Annotated in this window: 18 protein-coding genes and 1 pseudogene; 10 read left to right on the top strand and 9 right to left on the bottom strand. The window is 46.1% G+C overall.

The window, feature by feature from the left end; genetic code table 11:
• Positions 1-89: 89 nt before the first annotated feature.
• Together OH460_RS01375 and OH460_RS01370 are read right to left on the bottom strand one after the other, a co-directional pair.
• Positions 90-2,117 (bottom strand): alkyl sulfatase dimerization domain-containing protein, encoded by a 2,028-nt coding sequence (locus tag OH460_RS01375; protein ID WP_269994358.1) that lies wholly within the window; start codon positions 2,115-2,117, stop codon positions 90-92.
• A 233-nt stretch (positions 2,118-2,350) separates the two neighbouring features.
• Positions 2,351-3,193 (bottom strand): LysR family transcriptional regulator, encoded by an 843-nt coding sequence (locus OH460_RS01370; protein ID WP_269994356.1) that lies wholly within the window; start codon positions 3,191-3,193, stop codon positions 2,351-2,353.
• Positions 3,194-3,400: 207 nt separating this feature from the next.
• Here OH460_RS01370 and OH460_RS01365 point away from each other — a divergent pair, with 207 nt between their 5' ends.
• Complete coding sequence (locus OH460_RS01365) at positions 3,401-3,793, top strand: GFA family protein (protein WP_269994354.1); 393 nt, start codon at positions 3,401-3,403, stop codon at positions 3,791-3,793.
• Positions 3,794-3,802: 9 nt separating this feature from the next.
• Positions 3,803-4,270: an OsmC family protein gene (locus OH460_RS01360; protein WP_269994352.1), complete on the top strand. Its 468-nt coding sequence runs from the start codon at positions 3,803-3,805 to the stop codon at positions 4,268-4,270.
• 191 nt (positions 4,271-4,461) lie between these two features.
• Here OH460_RS01360 and aroQ read toward each other — a convergent pair whose 3' ends face one another.
• Together aroQ and OH460_RS01350 are read right to left on the bottom strand one after the other, a co-directional pair.
• Entirely contained in the window at positions 4,462-4,905 is a 444-nt protein-coding gene (aroQ, locus tag OH460_RS01355) for a type II 3-dehydroquinate dehydratase (protein WP_008216825.1), read from the bottom strand.
• Positions 4,906-4,918: 13 nt separating this feature from the next.
• The gene (locus tag OH460_RS01350; RefSeq protein WP_269994349.1) at positions 4,919-5,758 is read right to left on the bottom strand and encodes a shikimate dehydrogenase family protein; all 840 of its coding nucleotides are present in this window, start codon (positions 5,756-5,758) and stop codon (positions 4,919-4,921) included.
• Positions 5,759-6,041: 283 nt separating this feature from the next.
• Between OH460_RS01350 and OH460_RS01345 the strand changes: the two genes are divergently transcribed.
• The 6 genes and pseudogenes from OH460_RS01345 to OH460_RS01320 all read left to right on the top strand — a co-directional run.
• Positions 6,042-6,719 carry a 4-carboxy-4-hydroxy-2-oxoadipate aldolase/oxaloacetate decarboxylase gene (locus OH460_RS01345; protein WP_171762990.1) on the top strand — a complete coding sequence of 226 codons (678 nt, stop codon included), beginning with the start codon at positions 6,042-6,044 and terminating at the stop codon, positions 6,717-6,719.
• Positions 6,712-7,776, top strand: coding sequence for a 4-oxalomesaconate tautomerase (locus tag OH460_RS01340; RefSeq protein WP_269994347.1), 1,065 nt, complete (start codon positions 6,712-6,714; stop codon positions 7,774-7,776). The genes OH460_RS01345 and OH460_RS01340 overlap by 8 nt, the downstream gene beginning before the upstream one ends.
• Positions 7,777-7,803: 27 nt before the next feature.
• Positions 7,804-8,682 (top strand): amidohydrolase family protein, encoded by an 879-nt coding sequence (locus tag OH460_RS01335; protein ID WP_269994345.1) that lies wholly within the window; start codon positions 7,804-7,806, stop codon positions 8,680-8,682.
• A 1-nt stretch (position 8,683) separates the two neighbouring features.
• Positions 8,684-9,034, top strand: coding sequence for a protocatechuate 4,5-dioxygenase subunit alpha (locus OH460_RS01330; protein ID WP_105058664.1), 351 nt, complete (start codon positions 8,684-8,686; stop codon positions 9,032-9,034).
• Between the two features lie 2 nt (positions 9,035-9,036).
• On the top strand, positions 9,037-9,876 hold the full coding sequence (locus tag OH460_RS01325; RefSeq protein WP_061034043.1) for a class III extradiol dioxygenase family protein: 840 nt from the start codon (positions 9,037-9,039) through the stop codon (positions 9,874-9,876).
• A gap of 123 nt (positions 9,877-9,999) precedes the next feature.
• A pseudogene (locus OH460_RS01320) lies at positions 10,000-10,376 on the top strand (helix-turn-helix domain-containing protein); the annotation flags it as partial.
• A 123-nt stretch (positions 10,377-10,499) separates the two neighbouring features.
• On the opposite strand, the gene OH460_RS01315 reads toward OH460_RS01320, so the two are convergent.
• The 5 genes from OH460_RS01315 to OH460_RS01295 form a co-directional block, all read right to left on the bottom strand.
• Positions 10,500-11,234 (bottom strand): PIG-L deacetylase family protein, encoded by a 735-nt coding sequence (locus tag OH460_RS01315; protein ID WP_032553670.1) that lies wholly within the window; start codon positions 11,232-11,234, stop codon positions 10,500-10,502.
• 205 nt (positions 11,235-11,439) lie between these two features.
• Positions 11,440-12,303: an aldo/keto reductase gene (locus OH460_RS01310; RefSeq protein WP_269994337.1), complete on the bottom strand. Its 864-nt coding sequence runs from the start codon at positions 12,301-12,303 to the stop codon at positions 11,440-11,442.
• 11 nt (positions 12,304-12,314) lie between these two features.
• Positions 12,315-13,268 (bottom strand): Gfo/Idh/MocA family oxidoreductase, encoded by a 954-nt coding sequence (locus tag OH460_RS01305; protein ID WP_269994335.1) that lies wholly within the window; start codon positions 13,266-13,268, stop codon positions 12,315-12,317.
• Positions 13,269-13,298: 30 nt separating this feature from the next.
• Positions 13,299-14,219, bottom strand: a complete 921-nt coding sequence (locus tag OH460_RS01300; protein ID WP_269994333.1) for a DUF1932 domain-containing protein — start codon at positions 14,217-14,219, stop codon at positions 13,299-13,301.
• 119 nt (positions 14,220-14,338) lie between these two features.
• Positions 14,339-15,556 (bottom strand): LysR family transcriptional regulator, encoded by a 1,218-nt coding sequence (locus OH460_RS01295; RefSeq protein ID WP_269994331.1) that lies wholly within the window; start codon positions 15,554-15,556, stop codon positions 14,339-14,341.
• Positions 15,557-15,980: 424 nt separating this feature from the next.
• Between OH460_RS01295 and OH460_RS01290 the strand changes: the two genes are divergently transcribed.
• On the top strand, positions 15,981-16,985 hold the full coding sequence (locus tag OH460_RS01290) for a TRAP transporter substrate-binding protein (RefSeq protein WP_032553664.1): 1,005 nt from the start codon (positions 15,981-15,983) through the stop codon (positions 16,983-16,985).
• 60 nt (positions 16,986-17,045) lie between these two features.
• Complete coding sequence (locus tag OH460_RS01285; protein ID WP_050487505.1) at positions 17,046-17,546, top strand: TRAP transporter small permease; 501 nt, start codon at positions 17,046-17,048, stop codon at positions 17,544-17,546.
• The last annotated feature ends 7 nt before the right edge of the window (positions 17,547-17,553 follow it).

Genomic DNA, 17,553 nt, shown 5'->3' with positions numbered 1-17,553 from the left:
CTAACGCTCTTGGGATAAAGGTATCTTTGTCTATCATGGGCACCTCTTATCGTGCCTCAAATGAATGAGGCACGGGTTATGTTTTTGGGTTAGCGAAGGTGTAGGTAGAACGGAGAGAAGGTATCAATTACGTCAACTAAACGTTGAAGTTGCTTGATATCGCCCTTGGTTGCCTTCGCCGTTGATTCTTCAACATTGATGTCTTTGACTAGGAACAAATGAACAAGGTCTTGTTTTGACATCTCGACCGTTAGATCGGCGCTCTCGGAGCTAAAACCATTGTCGACAGCCATCGTGCGGTTAGACACGTTCACAAGGTATGGGCTTCCATCCACAACAAGGTTGATAACGTACGTCTCGTTGGTGTTCAGTTGCTCGGCCATAAGGCGAGTTGGAATCAGTGACATCACGTCATCGGTTGGTGCCTCAACGAACTTGCTGGCATCGCCGAAGAAGTTCATTGTATCGAGTACACCATCTAATTCTCCGCGAAGCTCTGCTGCACCTGTGAGTGCCCAGTGACGCCAACCCGGAGTCGATTGTTCCCAGCCCCAACGCTCTAGTGCAACGGCTTTTTGTCCACGAGCATACATATCGCTGTGATCGACGCGGATAACATGCGTTAGGATCTGCATCGCTTCACCGTACTGTTGTTTTTCGATCATGCGGTCCGCGGCCTTTTTAATGGCGTCTGGGCCTCCCATCATATCAACATACAGTTGCGCCATGTCCTTGTGTGGTGGCTTCGCAAACTCACTGGCATCACCATTGAACCAACCGACATTGCCTGCATAGATATTGGCAACATTTTGATATTCTGAGCCACGAAGTGGGCGCAAGTAGTCATGATCCTTGAGTTCTTCAGGAAGGCGAATACTGTCCGAAAGCTCATGCATGGTATAGCCTTTGTTGATATGGCGAACCGTTTGATCTTGCATGTAGCGCAGTGAATCCGCGTAGGCTTTCATCACATCTTCAACACGCTCTTGGCTGACTGCAGAACGGCCGTGGTGTAGCGAAAGCGTTTTTGGCTGATAGCGGCGCATGCGGTCTATAGAATCTGCCCACTCAAGGCCGTCACGGTACTCTGCACCACGGATGGTGTAGAGATTCGGAATGGTTTCACCTTGAATGGTATCGCCACCGACCATGTCTCCCGTTTCATGTACGTAGAGTGCAACACCATCTGGCGCTTCACCAGGTGTGTGGAAAAACTCCAATGTAAGGCCATCGACCTTCATGATCATCAGATCGTCAACTAAGATATTTGGCGCGAAGAAGGATTTGTTTTGCGATTGCATCACGATGTCTGCTGGGTAGCCAACACCTTGGTTTACCCCTTTATCGTAGTCATTGTTATGAGGGATAAAGGCACCAAATGCATACGCGGTTCGAATCGACTGTTGATTAAGATAAATGCCAGACTCTTCATTCATTTTCTTTTGGAAATCAACATGAGCGATGACATTAATCTTGCCTGATTCGAAGTCTTCTCGCGTTGCTAGCCCCTCGGTTCCTGCCCATTGATCTGGGTGGTGGTGAGTATAGAAAATCGTATGAACTTCACGCTCATCCCCTGTCGCTTCACGATAAGCCGACAGCATGGCTTCACCGGTTTCTGCTGTTGAACCAGCGTCGATAATGATCAGTCCTTTGTCACCTTGAAGGAAGGTAATCGAAGCACCCTCAAAACCAAATGCGTTGTACATGCGGTCTGATAGTTTAAAGATCACAGGGTTGGTCATTGCTTCTTCCATTGCTGCTAACTCTGGATGAATTTTGCCTTCTTGTAGAGCCTTTTCCATGTTTTCTTTGTTGTATTCAGGCGTGAATAGAGGCTCACCTCGCCAAATTATTTCTGGGAATGATCCTGCTAGTTTTGTCGAGGCATTTTCAGATAAAGGGAAGTAACTTTGCTGCTCAGCAGACATGGTTGGAGAGAGAAACTCAATACCATTAGCAAACGGGTCATAGTTGTTAGAAAGTACAACATCGTACTCGCTCATATCGAATGAGTGGTCGTGGTCGCCGTGAGTTAAACGTTCTGATGCATGATGAGAGTGAGCCATCACATTACAAGACGCTAAAATTGAGAGAGCAATAATGGTTTTTTTCATAGTGTTACCCTGGTTCTGTATTTCGTATGAATCAGACTCAGAATCCATCCTGTTTCGTCGTTCTTCAAAAGTTGAAGGATACGAGGTTATGTAATGTGCCTCGTTGATGACGATATATTAGGCAGTTCTTAAGCGGGGAACCATTGGGTAGTAGCTATAAAAAGCATAGATTTTATCTATGCAAAGTGGGGTATTTTGTCACTAATTACGACTTATCACCTTTTGTATAGTTTTTATTTATTTTTTGAGGGCGTTGTTAGATGTTTTTTGATGTGCTCTCGAATTTGAGCATGTCTTTGATCTTGAATACTGCGTTTGTGATAAATCATTTTCATTTCGTAGTCACGCAGCGTAAATGGCGGTTCTAGGACTTTTAGCCCTAGCTCTTCTGCTAAATCAAACATGGATTCGCTGACAATACACACTGCGTCAGAGTTACGGGCGTTCAGCAGTAGATTCGATTGACCGGACACTTCTCGAACCACGTTACGATCAAAGGCTTCTTCAGTTCGGGTTTCTAGTGCGCTTACATTTTTGTCTTTTAGGCGCAGCATGATGTGCTCGGCGTTTTTGAACTGCTCAAGTGAGATGGTATCGCCAATCGTTGGGTGGTCTTTACGGCATGCGAGTGCGAGCTTTTGAGAGCCGATCGATTCAACAATAAAAGAGTGATCAGTAACAGAGATATCGTCGATAACAACATCCACCTCTCCGGTTCTTAGTTTGTCTAAAATACTGTATTCAATGGCGGGAGTTTCAACAAAGTAGACCCCTTCATAGCCAGGAAGTGCCTGCATGATCACTTCTGGACAGCAGATTTTTAGTTTTCTCTCTTCTTTAAATACTGAGTCGAGGCGGCCTAATATTTCTCGACATTGCTCAGCAAGATAATGCGCATCTTCTGTCGGTTGAATTGAACGGCTGGTGCGATAAAACATGACTTTTCCGCTCTGCTCTTCAAAGTTTTTGATCGCGGCGGTCATCGATGGCTGAGTCATATTCATATGTTCTGCTGCCTTCGAAATACTCTTGAAATCATAGGCTGCGAGAAAGTGTTTAATCAGATTGAGATTCATATAGGTGTGCTCTGTAGAAAGAGATTAAATAATTTGAATATGACTCGGTTATTGCTGTTTAGGTGACGATAGAGTCAGTGATGTCGAAATTTAGCTTAAATTATGTAATGAAAACATGCGCTATATATTTGTCGGAAAACACATTTTTTTACCAAAATAACAAATCAAGATATGATGGATGAAAAGTAATCAGTACAAGGAGTGCTCATGAAACTAGTCGGTAACACCGTGATCCAACCTTTTCACAAAGCCACCTGTCACTGCGGTGCGGTGGAGTTAGAGCTCAGCCTGCCTAACGGAATCGAAAAGCCGCGTCGCTGCGATTGCTCTATCTGTCGTCGAAAAGGTGCGATTGTTGGTTCTGTTGCGTTGGATGGTATCAAGCTCATCAAAGGTGCCGAGTATCTGAAGTTATATCAATTCAATACCAACACCGCGAAGCACTACTTTTGCTCGAACTGCGGTATCTATACCCATCATCAACGCCGTTCTAGCCCAAATGAATACGGGTTCAATATTGGTTGTTTGGAAGGGGTGAACCCTTTTGATATTGGTGATGTGGTAACTAACGATGGTGTGAACCACCCTGCGGATCGCTAAGGAGAAAACATGTCTGATTACGGTGCCCTGATTCGCTGGCAGAAAGGCGAAGGTGAGGCTTTTAGCGATAACCAATACAGTCGCGGGCATACGTGGGAGTTCGATGGTGGCGTTATTGTACCCGCTTCGTCATCGCCTCATGTTGTGCCACTACCACTTTCCGTTGAGGAAAATGTTGATCCCGAAGAAGCCTTTATTGCGGCGATTGCCAGTTGTCATATGCTGACGTTTTTGGGCATTGCAGCTAAGCGAAAGTACGTGATTGAGTCTTACGTTGATGATGCGATTGGCGTTCTTGAAGAGGATAAAGCGGGGCGAGCTTGGGTTAGCCATGTGACGCTTAAACCCCAAATCCAATTTGTTGGTGATAAGCGCCCATCGGATAAACAGCTCGAAAAGCTGCATCATCTGGCGCACAGTAACTGCTTCATTGCCAATTCTGTAAAAACCGAGATCACGGTAGAGATAGACTCGTAACCCACACGATTTTCTCAGTTGTACTCAGAGAAGTTAGATGTTTACTGATTTCGAGACTAGTTAAATAGATTAAGGGAGCAACTTAGCGATGCTCCCTTAATTTAGATAGTGACCGCGATTGATAGGGCATTGCTCAAGCCGATCTGCTTACAACGACTTCTTCAAAGCGCCTCTCAACGTATTCAGTTTGATTACTTATCTAACAAAAAATCCAAAGCTAATTTGTAGCCTTTTGTGCCCATACCTATGATGGTTCCTGCAGCGACAGGTGAGATGTATGAGTGATGGCGGAAAGCTTCGCGTGCATGCACGTTAGAGATGTGTACTTCAACCACTGGTACCTCAACCCCTTTGATTGCATCGTGAAGAGCAATCGATGTGTGCGTGTAAGCACCTGGGTTAAACACAACGCCAGCGCATTCACCTTGAGTAAATTCACGGCCCGCTTTGTGGATGGCATCAATTAGGCTGCCTTCGGTATTGCTTTGAAAACACTCAGCGTCATAACCGTATTCTGCTGCGACTTTGCGGCAGTTTTCTTCTACATCAGCCAGAGTTTCGTAGCCGTATTGTGCAGGCTCACGTGTGCCAAGTAGGTTTAGGTTTGGTCCGTTGAGTATTAAGATTTTTTTCATTGAGTCATTGTCCTTAACGTAAATTCGCAAGCTGTGTTTGCTTAAAAGTATTGAGCTGTTGAGTTGAAATTTGGGCACCAGTGAACAGGGAGAACGCGTCATGCGCCTGATGGAAAAAGAGCTCAAAGCCACTCAACGTCTTGATAGATTTCTGCTGTGCGGTTTTCAGAAACTCTGTCTCCCGTGGGATGTATACGGCATCAAAACACCAAGCCTGCTCCTGCAACCAAGAGGCCTCAATTGGGCAGCCGGGTGTTTGATAATGACCGATGGGCGTGCAATTGAGGACACCTTCTGCTTTCTGTACCGCTGTTTCTAGCGTCGTTTCATTCAAACATACGGTATCTATATTCTCAGCCGCAAGCAGCTTCGCCAGGCTATTCATTTTTGTTAGATCCCGGTCATAGATTGCGATCTCTGTCGCACCGAGATCGGCAAGAGAAAAGCAGATTGCTTTACCGACGCCACCACAACCAAGCAACACCACTTTGCCCGGCTTGTGCTGAGCAAATTGGTTAAATGCAGCGATAAAGCCGCTGTAGTCGGTGTTGTAAGCAGTGATCTGTTGGTCACGTTTAACCAGGGTGTTAGCCGCACCGACTCGCTTGGCACAGGGCGCGAGCTGATCGGCGACCGATAGTATTTGTTCTTTATAGGGGTAGGTAACGTTAGCTGAATCAATCTCGTTGTCGAACAAGTCAGTAGTGTGCTGGTGGAGTGCTTCTGCGCTGTTAGTAGTCAGCTCTTCGAGTTGATAGTGCAGTTCAATATTAAGTTTTTCAGCAAGGGCATTGTGAAAATCTGGCGATTGAGAACGTTGGATGTTCTGCCCTATGAGTCGACATTGAATCATTATTCACTCCTTATCGTTATTTGTTACTACGCTAGCAAAACCCTCTTTCTCGCGATAATTGTTTTTTCCTAACACCCATTCAATTTTTGAAGATTACCGATAACGCAGGGCGCAGCACCTAAGCGGTAACTGGTGTAATTGCACTCCCTATCTCAAAATCTTATACCTTGCGAAATAATTGAAATATCGCCTTTGTCAGCGCCTCTTTATAGTGAATACATCAGCGAGCAGTAACCACCTTTGAAGGGATTCACCTGCCGAAATGTATTAAGAGGGAACACAAATGCAGAACAACGTCGTCGTACAAAATATTCAGCGCGCAGATAAAGAGCTTATTGAAGGCCTGCGTCAATGTGGTGTGGCAACCATTCATGAAGCTCAGGGTCGTAAAGGCTTATTGGCTCACTATATGCGCCCAATTTTCCAAGGCGAAGCGGTTGCGGGTTCTGCATTGACCATCTCAGGTGCAGCGGGTGATAACTGGATGATGCACGTAGCGATAGAGCAAGCAAAAGCGGGTGACTTCTTAGTCTTTGCACCGACTTCCCCTTCTAATCACGGCTTCTTTGGCGACTTGCTAGCGACATCGGCGCAAGCGCGTGGTGTGGTCGGCCTTATCATCGAAGGTGGCGTACGTGATACTCGTGACCTGCGTGAAATGAATTTCCCAGTATGGTCTAAGGCGATCTTCAGTGAAGGTACCATCAAGGAGACACTAGGCTCGGTGAACGTACCAATGAACTGTGCTGGTGCTCTGGTTTACCCAGGCGATGTGATGGTCGCGGATGAAGATGGCGTTGTGGTTGTGCGTCGCGAGGAGGCCGAAGAGGTTCTGCATGAATCACTAGCGCGCATGGAACGTGAAGAAGCAAAGCGTGTTCGATTAGCGAATGGCGAGTTGGGTTTGGACATCTATCAAATGCGCGGCCGTCTAGAAGAGAAAGGGCTGAAATATGTCTAGTCATCCCTTCAATGCACCATGCATGTGGATGCGCTCTGGTACATCAAAGGGAGCCTATTTCCTGCGTAAGGATTTACCAGAGGACGAGCAAGCATGTGAGCAGTTTTTGTTGTCGATGATGGGCACCCCCGACCCAAGGCAGATCGACGGAATTGGCGGTGCAGACCCACTCGCCTCTAAGGTTGCGATAGTGGAATCGTCAAAACGTGAAGGCGTCGACGTTGACTACCTATTTCAACAGGTATTTGTTGACCAAAAGCTTATTAGTGGCAAACAAAACTGTGGCAATATTTTAGCGGGTGTTGCACCGTTTGCGATTGAACGTGGACTAGTAGAAGCACAAGAGGGTCAAACCTCGGTTCGCATCTTCATGGAGAACACGCAGCAGGTAGCAACGGTTACCGTGCAAACCCCAAACAAGCAAGTGACCTATGCTGGTGACTGCCATATTGATGGAGTCCCTAATACCGCGGCTCCGCTAGCGGTTTGCTTTGAAGATACGGCTGGCTCTACCTGCGGTGCTCTGTTGCCAACGGGGAATGAAGTCGACGTGATTGACGGCATGAGCGTAACTCTGATTGATAACGGTATGCCTGTCGTGGTGCTAAAAGCTCAAGATTTTGGCCTTACTGGTGACGAATCCCGCGAGCAATTGGATGACAACGCAGAACTTAAGCAACGTCTGGAGTCGATTCGCCTGCAAGCTGGGCCAATGATGAATCTCGGCGATGTTCGTGAGCTAAGCGTGCCGAAAATGACGCTGGTGAGCGCACCTCAATATGGTGGTGGTATTTCAACGCGTACTTTTATCCCACATCGCTGCCATGCGTCGATTGGCGTGCTAGGTGCGGTGAGTGTCGCGAGTGCCTGCATCTTGAATGATGCCCCAGCAAAGCGACTTGCTGAAGTCGAAATAGAAAAACAAATACATATCGATGTTGAACACCCAATCGGAAAGATGAGCGTGGTGCTAGACGTTGAACAAAATCAAGTGAAGTCCGCCGCGATCCTTCGCACAGCAAGAAAGCTGTTCGATGGCACCGTATTTGGACTGTAAGCCTGCTGAAAATAACAAGGAAGAAACATGGACGCTGATTACCTACCGTTCCACCCAAATCCAAGCAAGCCGAAGTTTGTGGTGCCAGAAGGCGCAGTGGATAGCCACTGTCACGTTTTTGGTCCTGCGGCTAAGTTCCCTTACTCTCCGGCGCGTAAGTACACTCCTTGCGATGCCTCAAAAGAGCAGCTTTTTGCCCTGCGTGATCACTTAGGCTTTAGCCGTAATGTGATTGTTCAGGCTTCTTGCCACAGTACAGATAACCGCGCGCTTGTTGATGCGCTAGAGACGGCTGGTGAGTTAGCTCGTGGCATTGCATTCGTTGACGAGACAGTGACAGACGAAGAGCTGCAAGCGATGGACAAAGCTGGCGTTCGTGGTGTTCGCTTTAACTTTGTGAAGCGCTTGGTTGATACGGTACCAACTGAAAAGCTTAAAGCAATTGCTGAAAAGATCCGCCCATTAGGCTGGCATGTTGTGGTCTACTTTGAAGCGCAAGATATTGATGATGTAACGCCGTTTTTAGAAGAGCTCAACATGACGGTGGTGATTGACCACATGGGTCGCCCTGATGTGGCAAAAGGTGTTGATAGCCAAGAGTTCGGCAAGTTTATTTCGCTGATGGAGCGTAACCTAGATATCTGGTGCAAAGTGAGTTGCCCAGAGCGTTTGACTCAAACGCCACCGGATTACTCCGATGTGGTGCCGTTTGCTAAAACCTTGGTTGATCTGTTTCCAAACCGCGTACTTTGGGGTACCGACTGGCCACATCCAAACATGAAATCACACACTCCAGACGATGGTCACTTAGTGGATGTGATCCCACAAATCACCACTACGGTAGAGCAGCAGCAAGCACTACTCGTCACTAACCCAATGAAACTTTACTGGCCGGAGAGCGTGTAACATGACTTACCTAAATAATAAGCCGATCCCCGGCACAACCATGTTTGATGGCGCTATGGCGCGCAAAGGCTATGGCTTGAACAAGATGTGTCATTCACTTAACGAACAAGCGGGGCGTGATGCGTTTTCAGCCGATGAAATGGCCTACTGTGACAAGTATGGACTGACGGAAGCTCAAAAGACGGCAATCAAAGAGCGCGATGTTTTAGGGTTGATCGCAGAAGGTGGCAGTATCTATTACCTTGCCAAATTTGTCGGTATGTTGGGACTCAACATGCAAGACATTGGTGCGATGCAAACGGGTATGACAGTTGAAGAATTTAAACAGATGTTAGTAGAGGCAGGGAAATAGTTATGGCAAAGATCGTTGGCGGAATTACCACTTCCCACATTCCTTCAATTGGTAAAGCAATTGAGAACAACCTACAACAAACTGAATACTGGAAGCCTTTGTTTGATGCGTATCCACCGATTCACCACTGGCTAGATGAAGTTCAACCAGATGTTGCGGTCGTTTTTTACAACGATCACGGCCTAGAGTTCTTCCTAGATAAGAAACCGACTTTCGCGATTGGTGCAGCACAAAGTTATAAGAATGCCGATGAAGGCTGGGGTATTCCGACTATTCCAGAGATCAACGGTGACCCAGAGCTGTCATGGCACATCTGTAATGAACTGGTTGAGAACGAGTTTGATATTACCATCTGCCAAGAGATGAAAGTTGACCACGGACTAACTGTACCAATGCAGCTGATGTGGCCAAACTTCAGCTACGGTCACATGAAGGTGATTCCGGTATGTATCAACGTAGAACAGCACCCAATGCCATCACCTAAACGTTGTTACGACTTAGGTAAAGCGATTGGCAAGGCAGTAGAAAGCTACGATAAAGACTTGAAGGTTGTTGTGCTTGGCACTGGTGGTCTTTCTCATCAGTTGGACGGTGAGCGTGCTGGCTTTATCAATAAAGAGTTCGACCTTTACTGTATGAAGAAGCTGATCGACAACCCAGAAGAGCTGACTAAGCTTTCGATTTACGACTTAGTCGAGCAGGGCGGTGCGCAAGGTGCGGAATTCATTATGTGGCTTGGGATGCGTGGTGCATTGACGGGCGAGCTTAATGTGCTGAAAAGCAGCTATCACGCCCCCGTGTCGAATACCGGTGCTGGCACCATGTTGATAGAAAACCGCTGATTACATTAACCGTCAAATGTTTAAAAAGCCCCAGAGTGTCATGCTCTGGGGCTTTTTCTTTGTTTTGATAACACCGCTACCAAGCTATTTTCCATTCAGATACGGCACTACAGGGTCCCCTTTAATGCTCTGCTTTCGTCTCAATCCCAAACGATAAGTCATGAGACTCCGCGTTTTTCGGTGCTTGGTTTATATCAGCAGCTGAGTCACTACTTAGATTACCTACCCAGTGGTAAGCATGTTCTGGCGAAGTCGCGTAACAATTTGTGATGAGTCGTGCGACCATGATTCGTAAATTAAAACGAGAAGGCACTCTATTTCGTGAAGTGCTTACGGAAGTTCGTTTGGATCATGCCTTGTATCTGATGCAGAGTGGCTACAGCAATGTTGCTCAGTTGGCCTTGGCGTGTGGTTATCAGTCAGAGGGGCGATTTAGCCAGCGTTTTAAGGACAAGTTTGGCCTAACGCCTATGGATTGTTTCAGAAAGATAAAGGCTTAGATTCGGTGCTTGCTAAGTCTTGCGAAGAGTAGATGATTACCGATAGCAAAAAGCCCCACAGTGTTGCGGGGCTTTGGTTATTTACCTGGCTGGCTTATCGGGCGAGGTGGTTGTGGAGAGGCTTTACAGCGAATCAACACATTGCGGGAAGATCGCTTGGAAGCCTTCAGCGTGTTGACAGCTTCTACCGCCCGCTTGGCCACCTGAGTTACGTCTAAAGTGGTTGCCACGGTTTTCTGCTAGATTCTCGTAGAAGGTCCATAGGTGTTCTTGACCTTGCATGCACTCAATTGCCGCTTTCTTGCTTTCCCATACTTCAGAGATATCTAGGAAGGTATTTGGTTTCCATTCCATCTGCTCACTTTGGTGCGGTTCGAATAGGTAAACTTGAGGTGCGCCTAGTACTTTCTCACCTGGGTTATGACCCCAAGCTTGTGCGATCATGCGGCACTGCAGAGTGATCTCAGTTGCGTACATGTGGTCTGTGTTGTATGGGTCCCATTTAGAGTGCGTCATGATGAATTCTGGTTGAATTTCACGGATCAAGTCGACGATTTGGTACTTACCTTCTTTGTCGATTTCCAGTGGGTAATCACCGAAATCAAAGAAACGAATGTCACTTACGCCAAGAGCTGCCGCTGCTGCTGTCGCTTCTTCATGACGAATACGCTTAACGTCTTCAAGTGTCATGCCTTCTTGTTTCCATAGCTTTGCAGACTCGCCACGCTCACCGTATGAAAGACATGCAATGGTCACTTCGTAGCCCAGCTTTTGGTGAAGGGCGATGGCACCGCCACAACGCCATACAAAATCTGCTGAATGGGCACTGATTACTAAAGCTGTTTTCTTTGTTGTCATGTTATTAATCCTTTATTTACTCTTGAGCTCTTCTGATGAGCGTGTCTTCTATGTTCTTTATTCGGTTAAAATTGTTCGGTATCGATTTCGGCTTGGGTGGGCGCGTTGTAGCGACTGCCAACAAATGCCTTTTGCGGTGCAGTGCGCTCAATTAGCTCTAGAAGGGCGTTCGAAACCGAGTAATGCTGCGCATTTAAGTTGTCTTCTAGATGCTAAGGTTAGTGGTGCCTGGTAGTGCTATTGAATGAGGCGCTTTAGCCAGCGTCCATGCCAAGGAAAATTGAGCCAGAGTTGGCGCAGGTAGTGATACATTCTCTTCAGCAAAAATCGGCAGCAGAGAAGCGAACTTGTTTACAGCCGACAAGTTAGATTCAAAATTTTCTGCATTAAATCTCGGCATCGCATTGCGAATATCACCATCCACGAATTGATTGCTTTGCAGCTCGCCACTAAGAATACCGCGCCCTACAGGGCTGAAAGACACGAAGGTACTTCCCAGCTCTTGGCATTTATCAATCACTGCGATCTCCGCGTTGCGTGACCACAATGAATACTCCGACTGAACCGCTGCAATTGGGTGGATCTGGTGTGCCTTTTCCAGCGTGGCTGCCGATACCTCAGATAGACCGAGGTGTTTGATTTTGCCTTCGTCAACCAGCCTAGAAAGTTCACCAATGCTCTCTTCAATCGGCACTGATTTATCCCAGCGGTGCAGATAGTAGAGGTCAATCACATCCGTATTGAGACGCTGCAGCGAATCTTCACAGGTTTGACGAATGGTTTGCGGGCGACCATCAATAGCACGTTTACCATCAGGGCCTTTAAACATGCCGCACTTGCTAGCAAGAAAGAATTCACTACGGCGATGACCGACCGCTTTGGCGAGTAGTTTCTCGTTGTTACCAAACCCATAAAGAGCTGCGGTATCCAGCATGTTGTAGCCAAGATCAAGCGCCTTATTGAGTAGCTTGATGCTGTGCTCTTCGCTTGGGGGGGTTCCGTATGCGTGAGATACATTCATACATCCAAGGGCAACTGGTGCGAGTGAGTGCTCACCTATAGTAATCATCGCCGGGCTCCTTACTCTTGCTCTAGCTGTTGTTCTAATGCGTGCAGTGTCTCCATTGCAGGTAGACAGCTTGCGACACTTGAGTTTGGTTCGCGGCCTGTGCGAATCGCATCGAAAAACTCACGGTCGATCAGCTCGATGCCGTTGTTTGAAACCGCGACACCTTCCAGAGAAATCGGGTTCTCTTTGCCATCGAATAGATCGTCATAGCGAGCGATGTAGGTGCCTTCGTCACAGATGTAGCGGAAGAAGGTGCCAAATGGACCATCGTTATTGAAAGAGAGTGATAGCGTACATAGCGCGCCAGATGGCGTTTTCATACCAATGCTCATGTCCATTGCGATGTTGAGCTCTGGATGAATCGGGCCTTGCAGCGCTTGAATCTTTGATGCTTTCTCACCTGTTTGGTATTGGAAAAGGTCAACAGTATGACAAGCGTGATGCCATAGTAGGTGATCAGTCCAAGTGCGCGGCTCACCTTTTGCGTTGGTGTTGGTACGGCGGAAGAAGTAGGTTTGAACATCCATTTGTTGAATGTTTAGTTCGCCAGATGCGATCTTGTTGTGGATCCACTGGTGACTTGGATTGAATCGGCGAGTGTGACCAGCCATAGCGACAACGCCAGTTTTCTTTTGAGTCTCAACCACTTTGTAGCTGTCTTCAATGTTGTCTGCCATTGGGATTTCAACCAGAACATGCTTGCCAGCTTCCATACATGCGATAGCTTGCTCAGCGTGCATTTGAGTTGGTGTTGCTAGAATTACGGCATCGACGTTGTCAGATTTCAGTGCCTCTTCAAGTGAAGAGAAACCTTGAGCTGTTTGATTGTAATCTGTAATGAGTTGATCAAGTTTGTCCGCTTCAGGGGCAACCATCGCAGTAACGGTAACGCCGTCGATATTACGCAGTGCCTCTAAATGTTTTTGGCCGAATGCACCCGTAGCGCCTACTACACACACTTTCATAATCATTCCTTTTGTATTCAAGCGATTTAACTATTGGATATTTTGTAATTTCGTTGCGGTCGATTCAGTATCCTCGACCTGCAGTTGTTCTATGATCTGGTCAGACAGTTGAGCGAGAGTCTGCTCTGACGCTTCGATGTTGAGTTCACCTAGCGACTGATGCCAGTTCATTGCCCCTTCGACCATCGAGTGACTCATGCCTAACTCGTCTAAGGTCGCTGCAACCTCTTTTAATTCTGCGTGGCGTCTTTGACCATGGTTGAGCATCCGCTCTATGTGATAACGACTTAGGTGACTCAGATCTAACCCCGGGTAGGTGTGACCTAACGATTTGAGTACGTGATGTTCAACACCTGATTTACGTGCTGCCAAAACGCACTCTGTGGTTAGCGCCTCTAAACCTTTGACCATGACTGAGCGCATCATTTTTATGCTTGATGCATCGCCTACGTTTTCCGAGATAACCTCAATATCGAAACCCAGTAGAGTTAGGTATTCCCCGACCTTGTCGGCTTTTTGTCCGGACAGGTAGAGCGGAATATTAGGCTGTGATGTCAATACTGGCGCCATGATGGCAATGTCGATGTACTCAGCGCCTTGCGCTTTAACTAGCTTTGCAAGTCTTTGCTTGGCTTGCGGAGAGCAAGAGTTACAGTCGAGTACAATCTGTTTTTCAGTCAAAGAGCCTGCTATCTGCTGCAGTGCCTGTTCAGCTTGGTTAGCGGTGACTAAGGAAAAAATAAGTTGTGCGCCGTGAATTGCTTCTTCAGGACGAAATGTCCCTTGCACACCTTGATCAATATATTCGAGAAGTTTTTTCTCTCGGGTAAATATATTGTTCGTCTTTATGTCAAAGGCATTAATTATTTCAGGTGCTCGATCATTCCAAGAAGAAATAAATGTTTTTGCTGCTTCGCCAAAACCAATAAATGCAATCCTACTGATTTTCACCATAACCACCTTTTTGCTCGTTAATTATCTTTGGCTATGGTCAAACACTATCATTTGGTATTGAGTGCGGATAATAAATTTAATTCAAAGGGTATTCAATTTTGAAAATAATAGGGTTATTACAGCGACATTTTAACTCCGTTTGTTCGCAATAATTGTAAGAAGTGAGTCTGTACAGAAGTGGCAAACCAGTTTTTGCGGACCGTCAAACCAATGGGTCTGGATTGTTCTTCACCTTCATAAGGGAGGGCAACTAAATGCCCTTCATCGAGGTCGCGTCTGATTTGATGTTGGGAAAGAAGGGTTAATCGGTCACTGCCCAGTAATAGCTCTTTAACTAGCATTTGCGAGCTTGCCTCAATTAAGCGGTTCGGTACTTCGAGTGAGGCTTTGGTAAACATATCTTCGAACATTTTACGTGCGGGTGTTGCACTAGAGGAGACAACCCAACTTGATTCTTGAAGCTCTTTGATACTGACTTTTTCTCGGTTTGCTAGAGGATGGTCGGCGCGCGATAAAATGGTGTTCTTCGATTCAAATAAGGTCTCTTGACGAATATCGGTGCTAGGAACGGGAAAGCGTAGAGCGCCAATTAGAATATCAATTTCGCCATATTTTAGGTGGTTGAGTAGGTCTTTATAAGGGCCGTCAATGACGTGTATTTGGCAGTCAGGATAGGCGTTAGAAAACTCATTAATGGTACTTGGAAGCAAGCAGGTTCTCGCGAGAGGTAAACAACCGACTGTGATCACTGAGTTGTGTCGGTTGCTTAGAAGGTTAACCTCATCAAGTCCTTGTTTTATCTCAACAAAAGCGAGTTTGCTTGCTTTGTCTAATGCAGCCCCTGCTTTAGATAGTGCAATGCCTGTACTGGTCTTTTCAAACAGAGTAAACCCGAGTATTTCTTCAAGATCTTTTGATGCTCGATAGACCGATGATTGAGACACTTCAAGTAACCGGCTCGCCTCGGTAAAGCTTTGTCCGTTGGCGACAGCGACTAGTGCTTTTAATTGTGTGGTGGTGATATTAAACAGATAACGCTGCACACTATTTTTGCGTTGCTTCGTAGCAATCTTTAGCGAATTAGAGATACCTTGGCTGATGTTTTCCAGTGCGCGGTCAATTCGAAAAGCGAAGGCTTCACCCTGTTTTGTTGGCGTCATGCCATCACTGGTACGTTCAAACAGCTCACTGTTCATATTCTTTTCAAGCTTGGAGATAGCTTGTGTTATTGCGGGTTGAGAAAGGAAAACCGTGTCAGATGCTTTACTAATACTTCCTGTATGAACGACTTCAGATATCGCCCTAAGGTGGCGTAAATTTGGGATGTTAAACATACGGTTTCCTTACCACTGAATGCTGGTTACGGTACGAAATATGAAATAAATCACAGTTTGGGTTTTTAGAGCTTAAACTCTATTCATGATCTGGCTCGAAATAGTCGACTCCCTTATCAATGGACATATTAGTAACGGAATTCGAACACTCTATGAAGTAGCGAATGATATATTGTTTCTAAAGTGTGACTTAATTCTCCAAAATTAACCAATTTGTAAAACATCAAACTTGACCATTTATTGATGGTGATTATGTTTATTTTTTATTCTTAAGTTTATGATTTTTTGTGATTATTTATGTTTATCTCTGACCCTTGAAGAGCGAGGGTTATCTAATTTTTGAATAATGCTTTCAGTAAGTGAATTTTGTTTTGTTAATTCCTAGTGTTAGTTTTATCGGCAATGAAACAGGAGGTTCCATAGAATGAAAACTATAAAGACACTATCACTGGCTGTATCACTGGCATTTGCTGCAAACACATCAGCTGCGGATATCGATATTACAATAGGTCATGTCGACTCTCAGGATTGGACGATCTCTAAGAAAGGGGCTGCGACACAGGTATTCAAAAATATCGTAGAAGCGGAATCTGGCGGTCGTATCGCGGTTAACATCTACCCATCAGGTCAACTTGGTGGTGAAACAGAGCTGCTTCAGTCTACGCAAGAGGGAATGCTGACCATGACGATGGTGTCTGGTGCTTATTCTAAACTGTGTAAAGAAGCCAATGTTCTTGAAATTCCTTATCTTTTCCCATCAGCACCTGTTGCTTGGGAAGTGCTAGATGGCGAGTTTGGCCAGCAACTTAATGAGCAATGTTTAAAACAAACAGGTCTACGTAACCTGGCTTACGGTGAGACAGGCTTCCGTCACTTCACTAACTCAAAACGTGAAATCAAGTCTCCTGATGATCTAAAAGGTCTGAAGATTCGTGTAATGACAACCCCGCTTTATGTTGAGCTGCTGAAATCTTTAGGTGCCGAGCCTACACCTATTGCCTTCCCAGAAGTACCAGCCGCTCTAACAACCGGTGTTATTGATGGTCAAGAAAACCCAGTGAGCGTTATCAGCGCGAACAAGTTCTACGAGCTGCAAGAGTACATCACGCTGGATGGTCACGTGTATGGCACCGACTTCTTATTAATGAACGACGATTTCTACCAAGGTTTATCTGACGCAGACCGTGCGATCATCGATCGTGCAGCGCAAGTTGCAGGTACGGTTGGCCGAGCTGTTCAGCAGGTTAACTCTGCAGAAGGCTTAGAAACGCTAGGTAAGAAAGGCATGAAGATTACATCATTGACAGCAGAGCAGCAGAAGCAATTCCGCGATAAAACTCAGCCTGCGGTAATCAAGTGGCTTGAAGGTACCGTAGATTCGAAATGGATCGATGGCGCACTTCAAGCGGTTGAGACTGCAACGAAGTAACTCTGATGTTCGCAGCATTGATGGTCTCAATGCTGCGCTTTCCCAAGGAGATAGGGAACTATGATGGAACAATATAAAAAACTATTGGCATTCTGCGCAGGTTCGTCTCTGTTTGTACTGTTTGCAGTCATGCTGGTCACCACCATCTCGCGTTATTTCTTCAATACCTCAATCCTATGGGGTGAAGAGCTATGTAAGTACTCAATGATCTATGGTGTGATGTTTGGTACGTCTCTTTGTTACCTAGAGGGGCTGCACATTAAATTTGCAGTTCTAGATTCAGTCAAGTCGGCCATTTTCCAAAAGGTTTTAGCGATTGTGGTTGATATCGCAGTGCTAGTATCAGCGGGCATCATGACTTACTCAGGTTACCTATTTGTCATGAAACGCGGTGGTATCGAATCACCAGGTATTGGCTTGAGTATGTACTACTTTCAGTCTGCGTTAGTTGTTGGTGGTATCTGTCTGTTTGTGGCCGCTCTATTGCGTCTAGCACAACACGTCACGCTATCTCGACGCGCCAATGCGCCAGTCTCTTCTCTCACTCAAGGCGATGTATAAGGATCTA

This window comes from Vibrio sp. Makdt, assembly GCF_027587015.1.
Classification (GTDB): domain Bacteria; phylum Pseudomonadota; class Gammaproteobacteria; order Enterobacterales; family Vibrionaceae; genus Vibrio; species Vibrio chagasii_B.
Note: the sequence above shows the minus strand (reverse complement) of the source record. Positions and strands in the feature narration are given on the sequence as shown.

Coding starts and splice junctions, on each gene's coding strand:
- OH460_RS01375 (WP_269994358.1), bottom strand. CDS start 2,117: ATGAAAAAAACCATTATTGCTCTCTCAATTTTAGCGTCTTGTAATGTG.
- OH460_RS01370 (WP_269994356.1), bottom strand. CDS start 3,193: ATGAATCTCAATCTGATTAAACACTTTCTCGCAGCCTATGATTTCAAG.
- OH460_RS01365 (WP_269994354.1), top strand. CDS start 3,401: ATGAAACTAGTCGGTAACACCGTGATCCAACCTTTTCACAAAGCCACC.
- OH460_RS01360 (WP_269994352.1), top strand. CDS start 3,803: ATGTCTGATTACGGTGCCCTGATTCGCTGGCAGAAAGGCGAAGGTGAG.
- aroQ (WP_008216825.1), bottom strand. CDS start 4,905: ATGAAAAAAATCTTAATACTCAACGGACCAAACCTAAACCTACTTGGC.
- OH460_RS01350 (WP_269994349.1), bottom strand. CDS start 5,758: ATGATTCAATGTCGACTCATAGGGCAGAACATCCAACGTTCTCAATCG.
- OH460_RS01345 (WP_171762990.1), top strand. CDS start 6,042: ATGCAGAACAACGTCGTCGTACAAAATATTCAGCGCGCAGATAAAGAG.
- OH460_RS01340 (WP_269994347.1), top strand. CDS start 6,712: ATGTCTAGTCATCCCTTCAATGCACCATGCATGTGGATGCGCTCTGGT.
- OH460_RS01335 (WP_269994345.1), top strand. CDS start 7,804: ATGGACGCTGATTACCTACCGTTCCACCCAAATCCAAGCAAGCCGAAG.
- OH460_RS01330 (WP_105058664.1), top strand. CDS start 8,684: ATGACTTACCTAAATAATAAGCCGATCCCCGGCACAACCATGTTTGAT.
- OH460_RS01325 (WP_061034043.1), top strand. CDS start 9,037: ATGGCAAAGATCGTTGGCGGAATTACCACTTCCCACATTCCTTCAATT.
- OH460_RS01315 (WP_032553670.1), bottom strand. CDS start 11,234: ATGACAACAAAGAAAACAGCTTTAGTAATCAGTGCCCATTCAGCAGAT.
- OH460_RS01310 (WP_269994337.1), bottom strand. CDS start 12,303: ATGATTACTATAGGTGAGCACTCACTCGCACCAGTTGCCCTTGGATGT.
- OH460_RS01305 (WP_269994335.1), bottom strand. CDS start 13,268: ATGAAAGTGTGTGTAGTAGGCGCTACGGGTGCATTCGGCCAAAAACAT.
- OH460_RS01295 (WP_269994331.1), bottom strand. CDS start 15,556: ATGTTTAACATCCCAAATTTACGCCACCTTAGGGCGATATCTGAAGTC.
- OH460_RS01290 (WP_032553664.1), top strand. CDS start 15,981: ATGAAAACTATAAAGACACTATCACTGGCTGTATCACTGGCATTTGCT.
- OH460_RS01285 (WP_050487505.1), top strand. CDS start 17,046: ATGATGGAACAATATAAAAAACTATTGGCATTCTGCGCAGGTTCGTCT.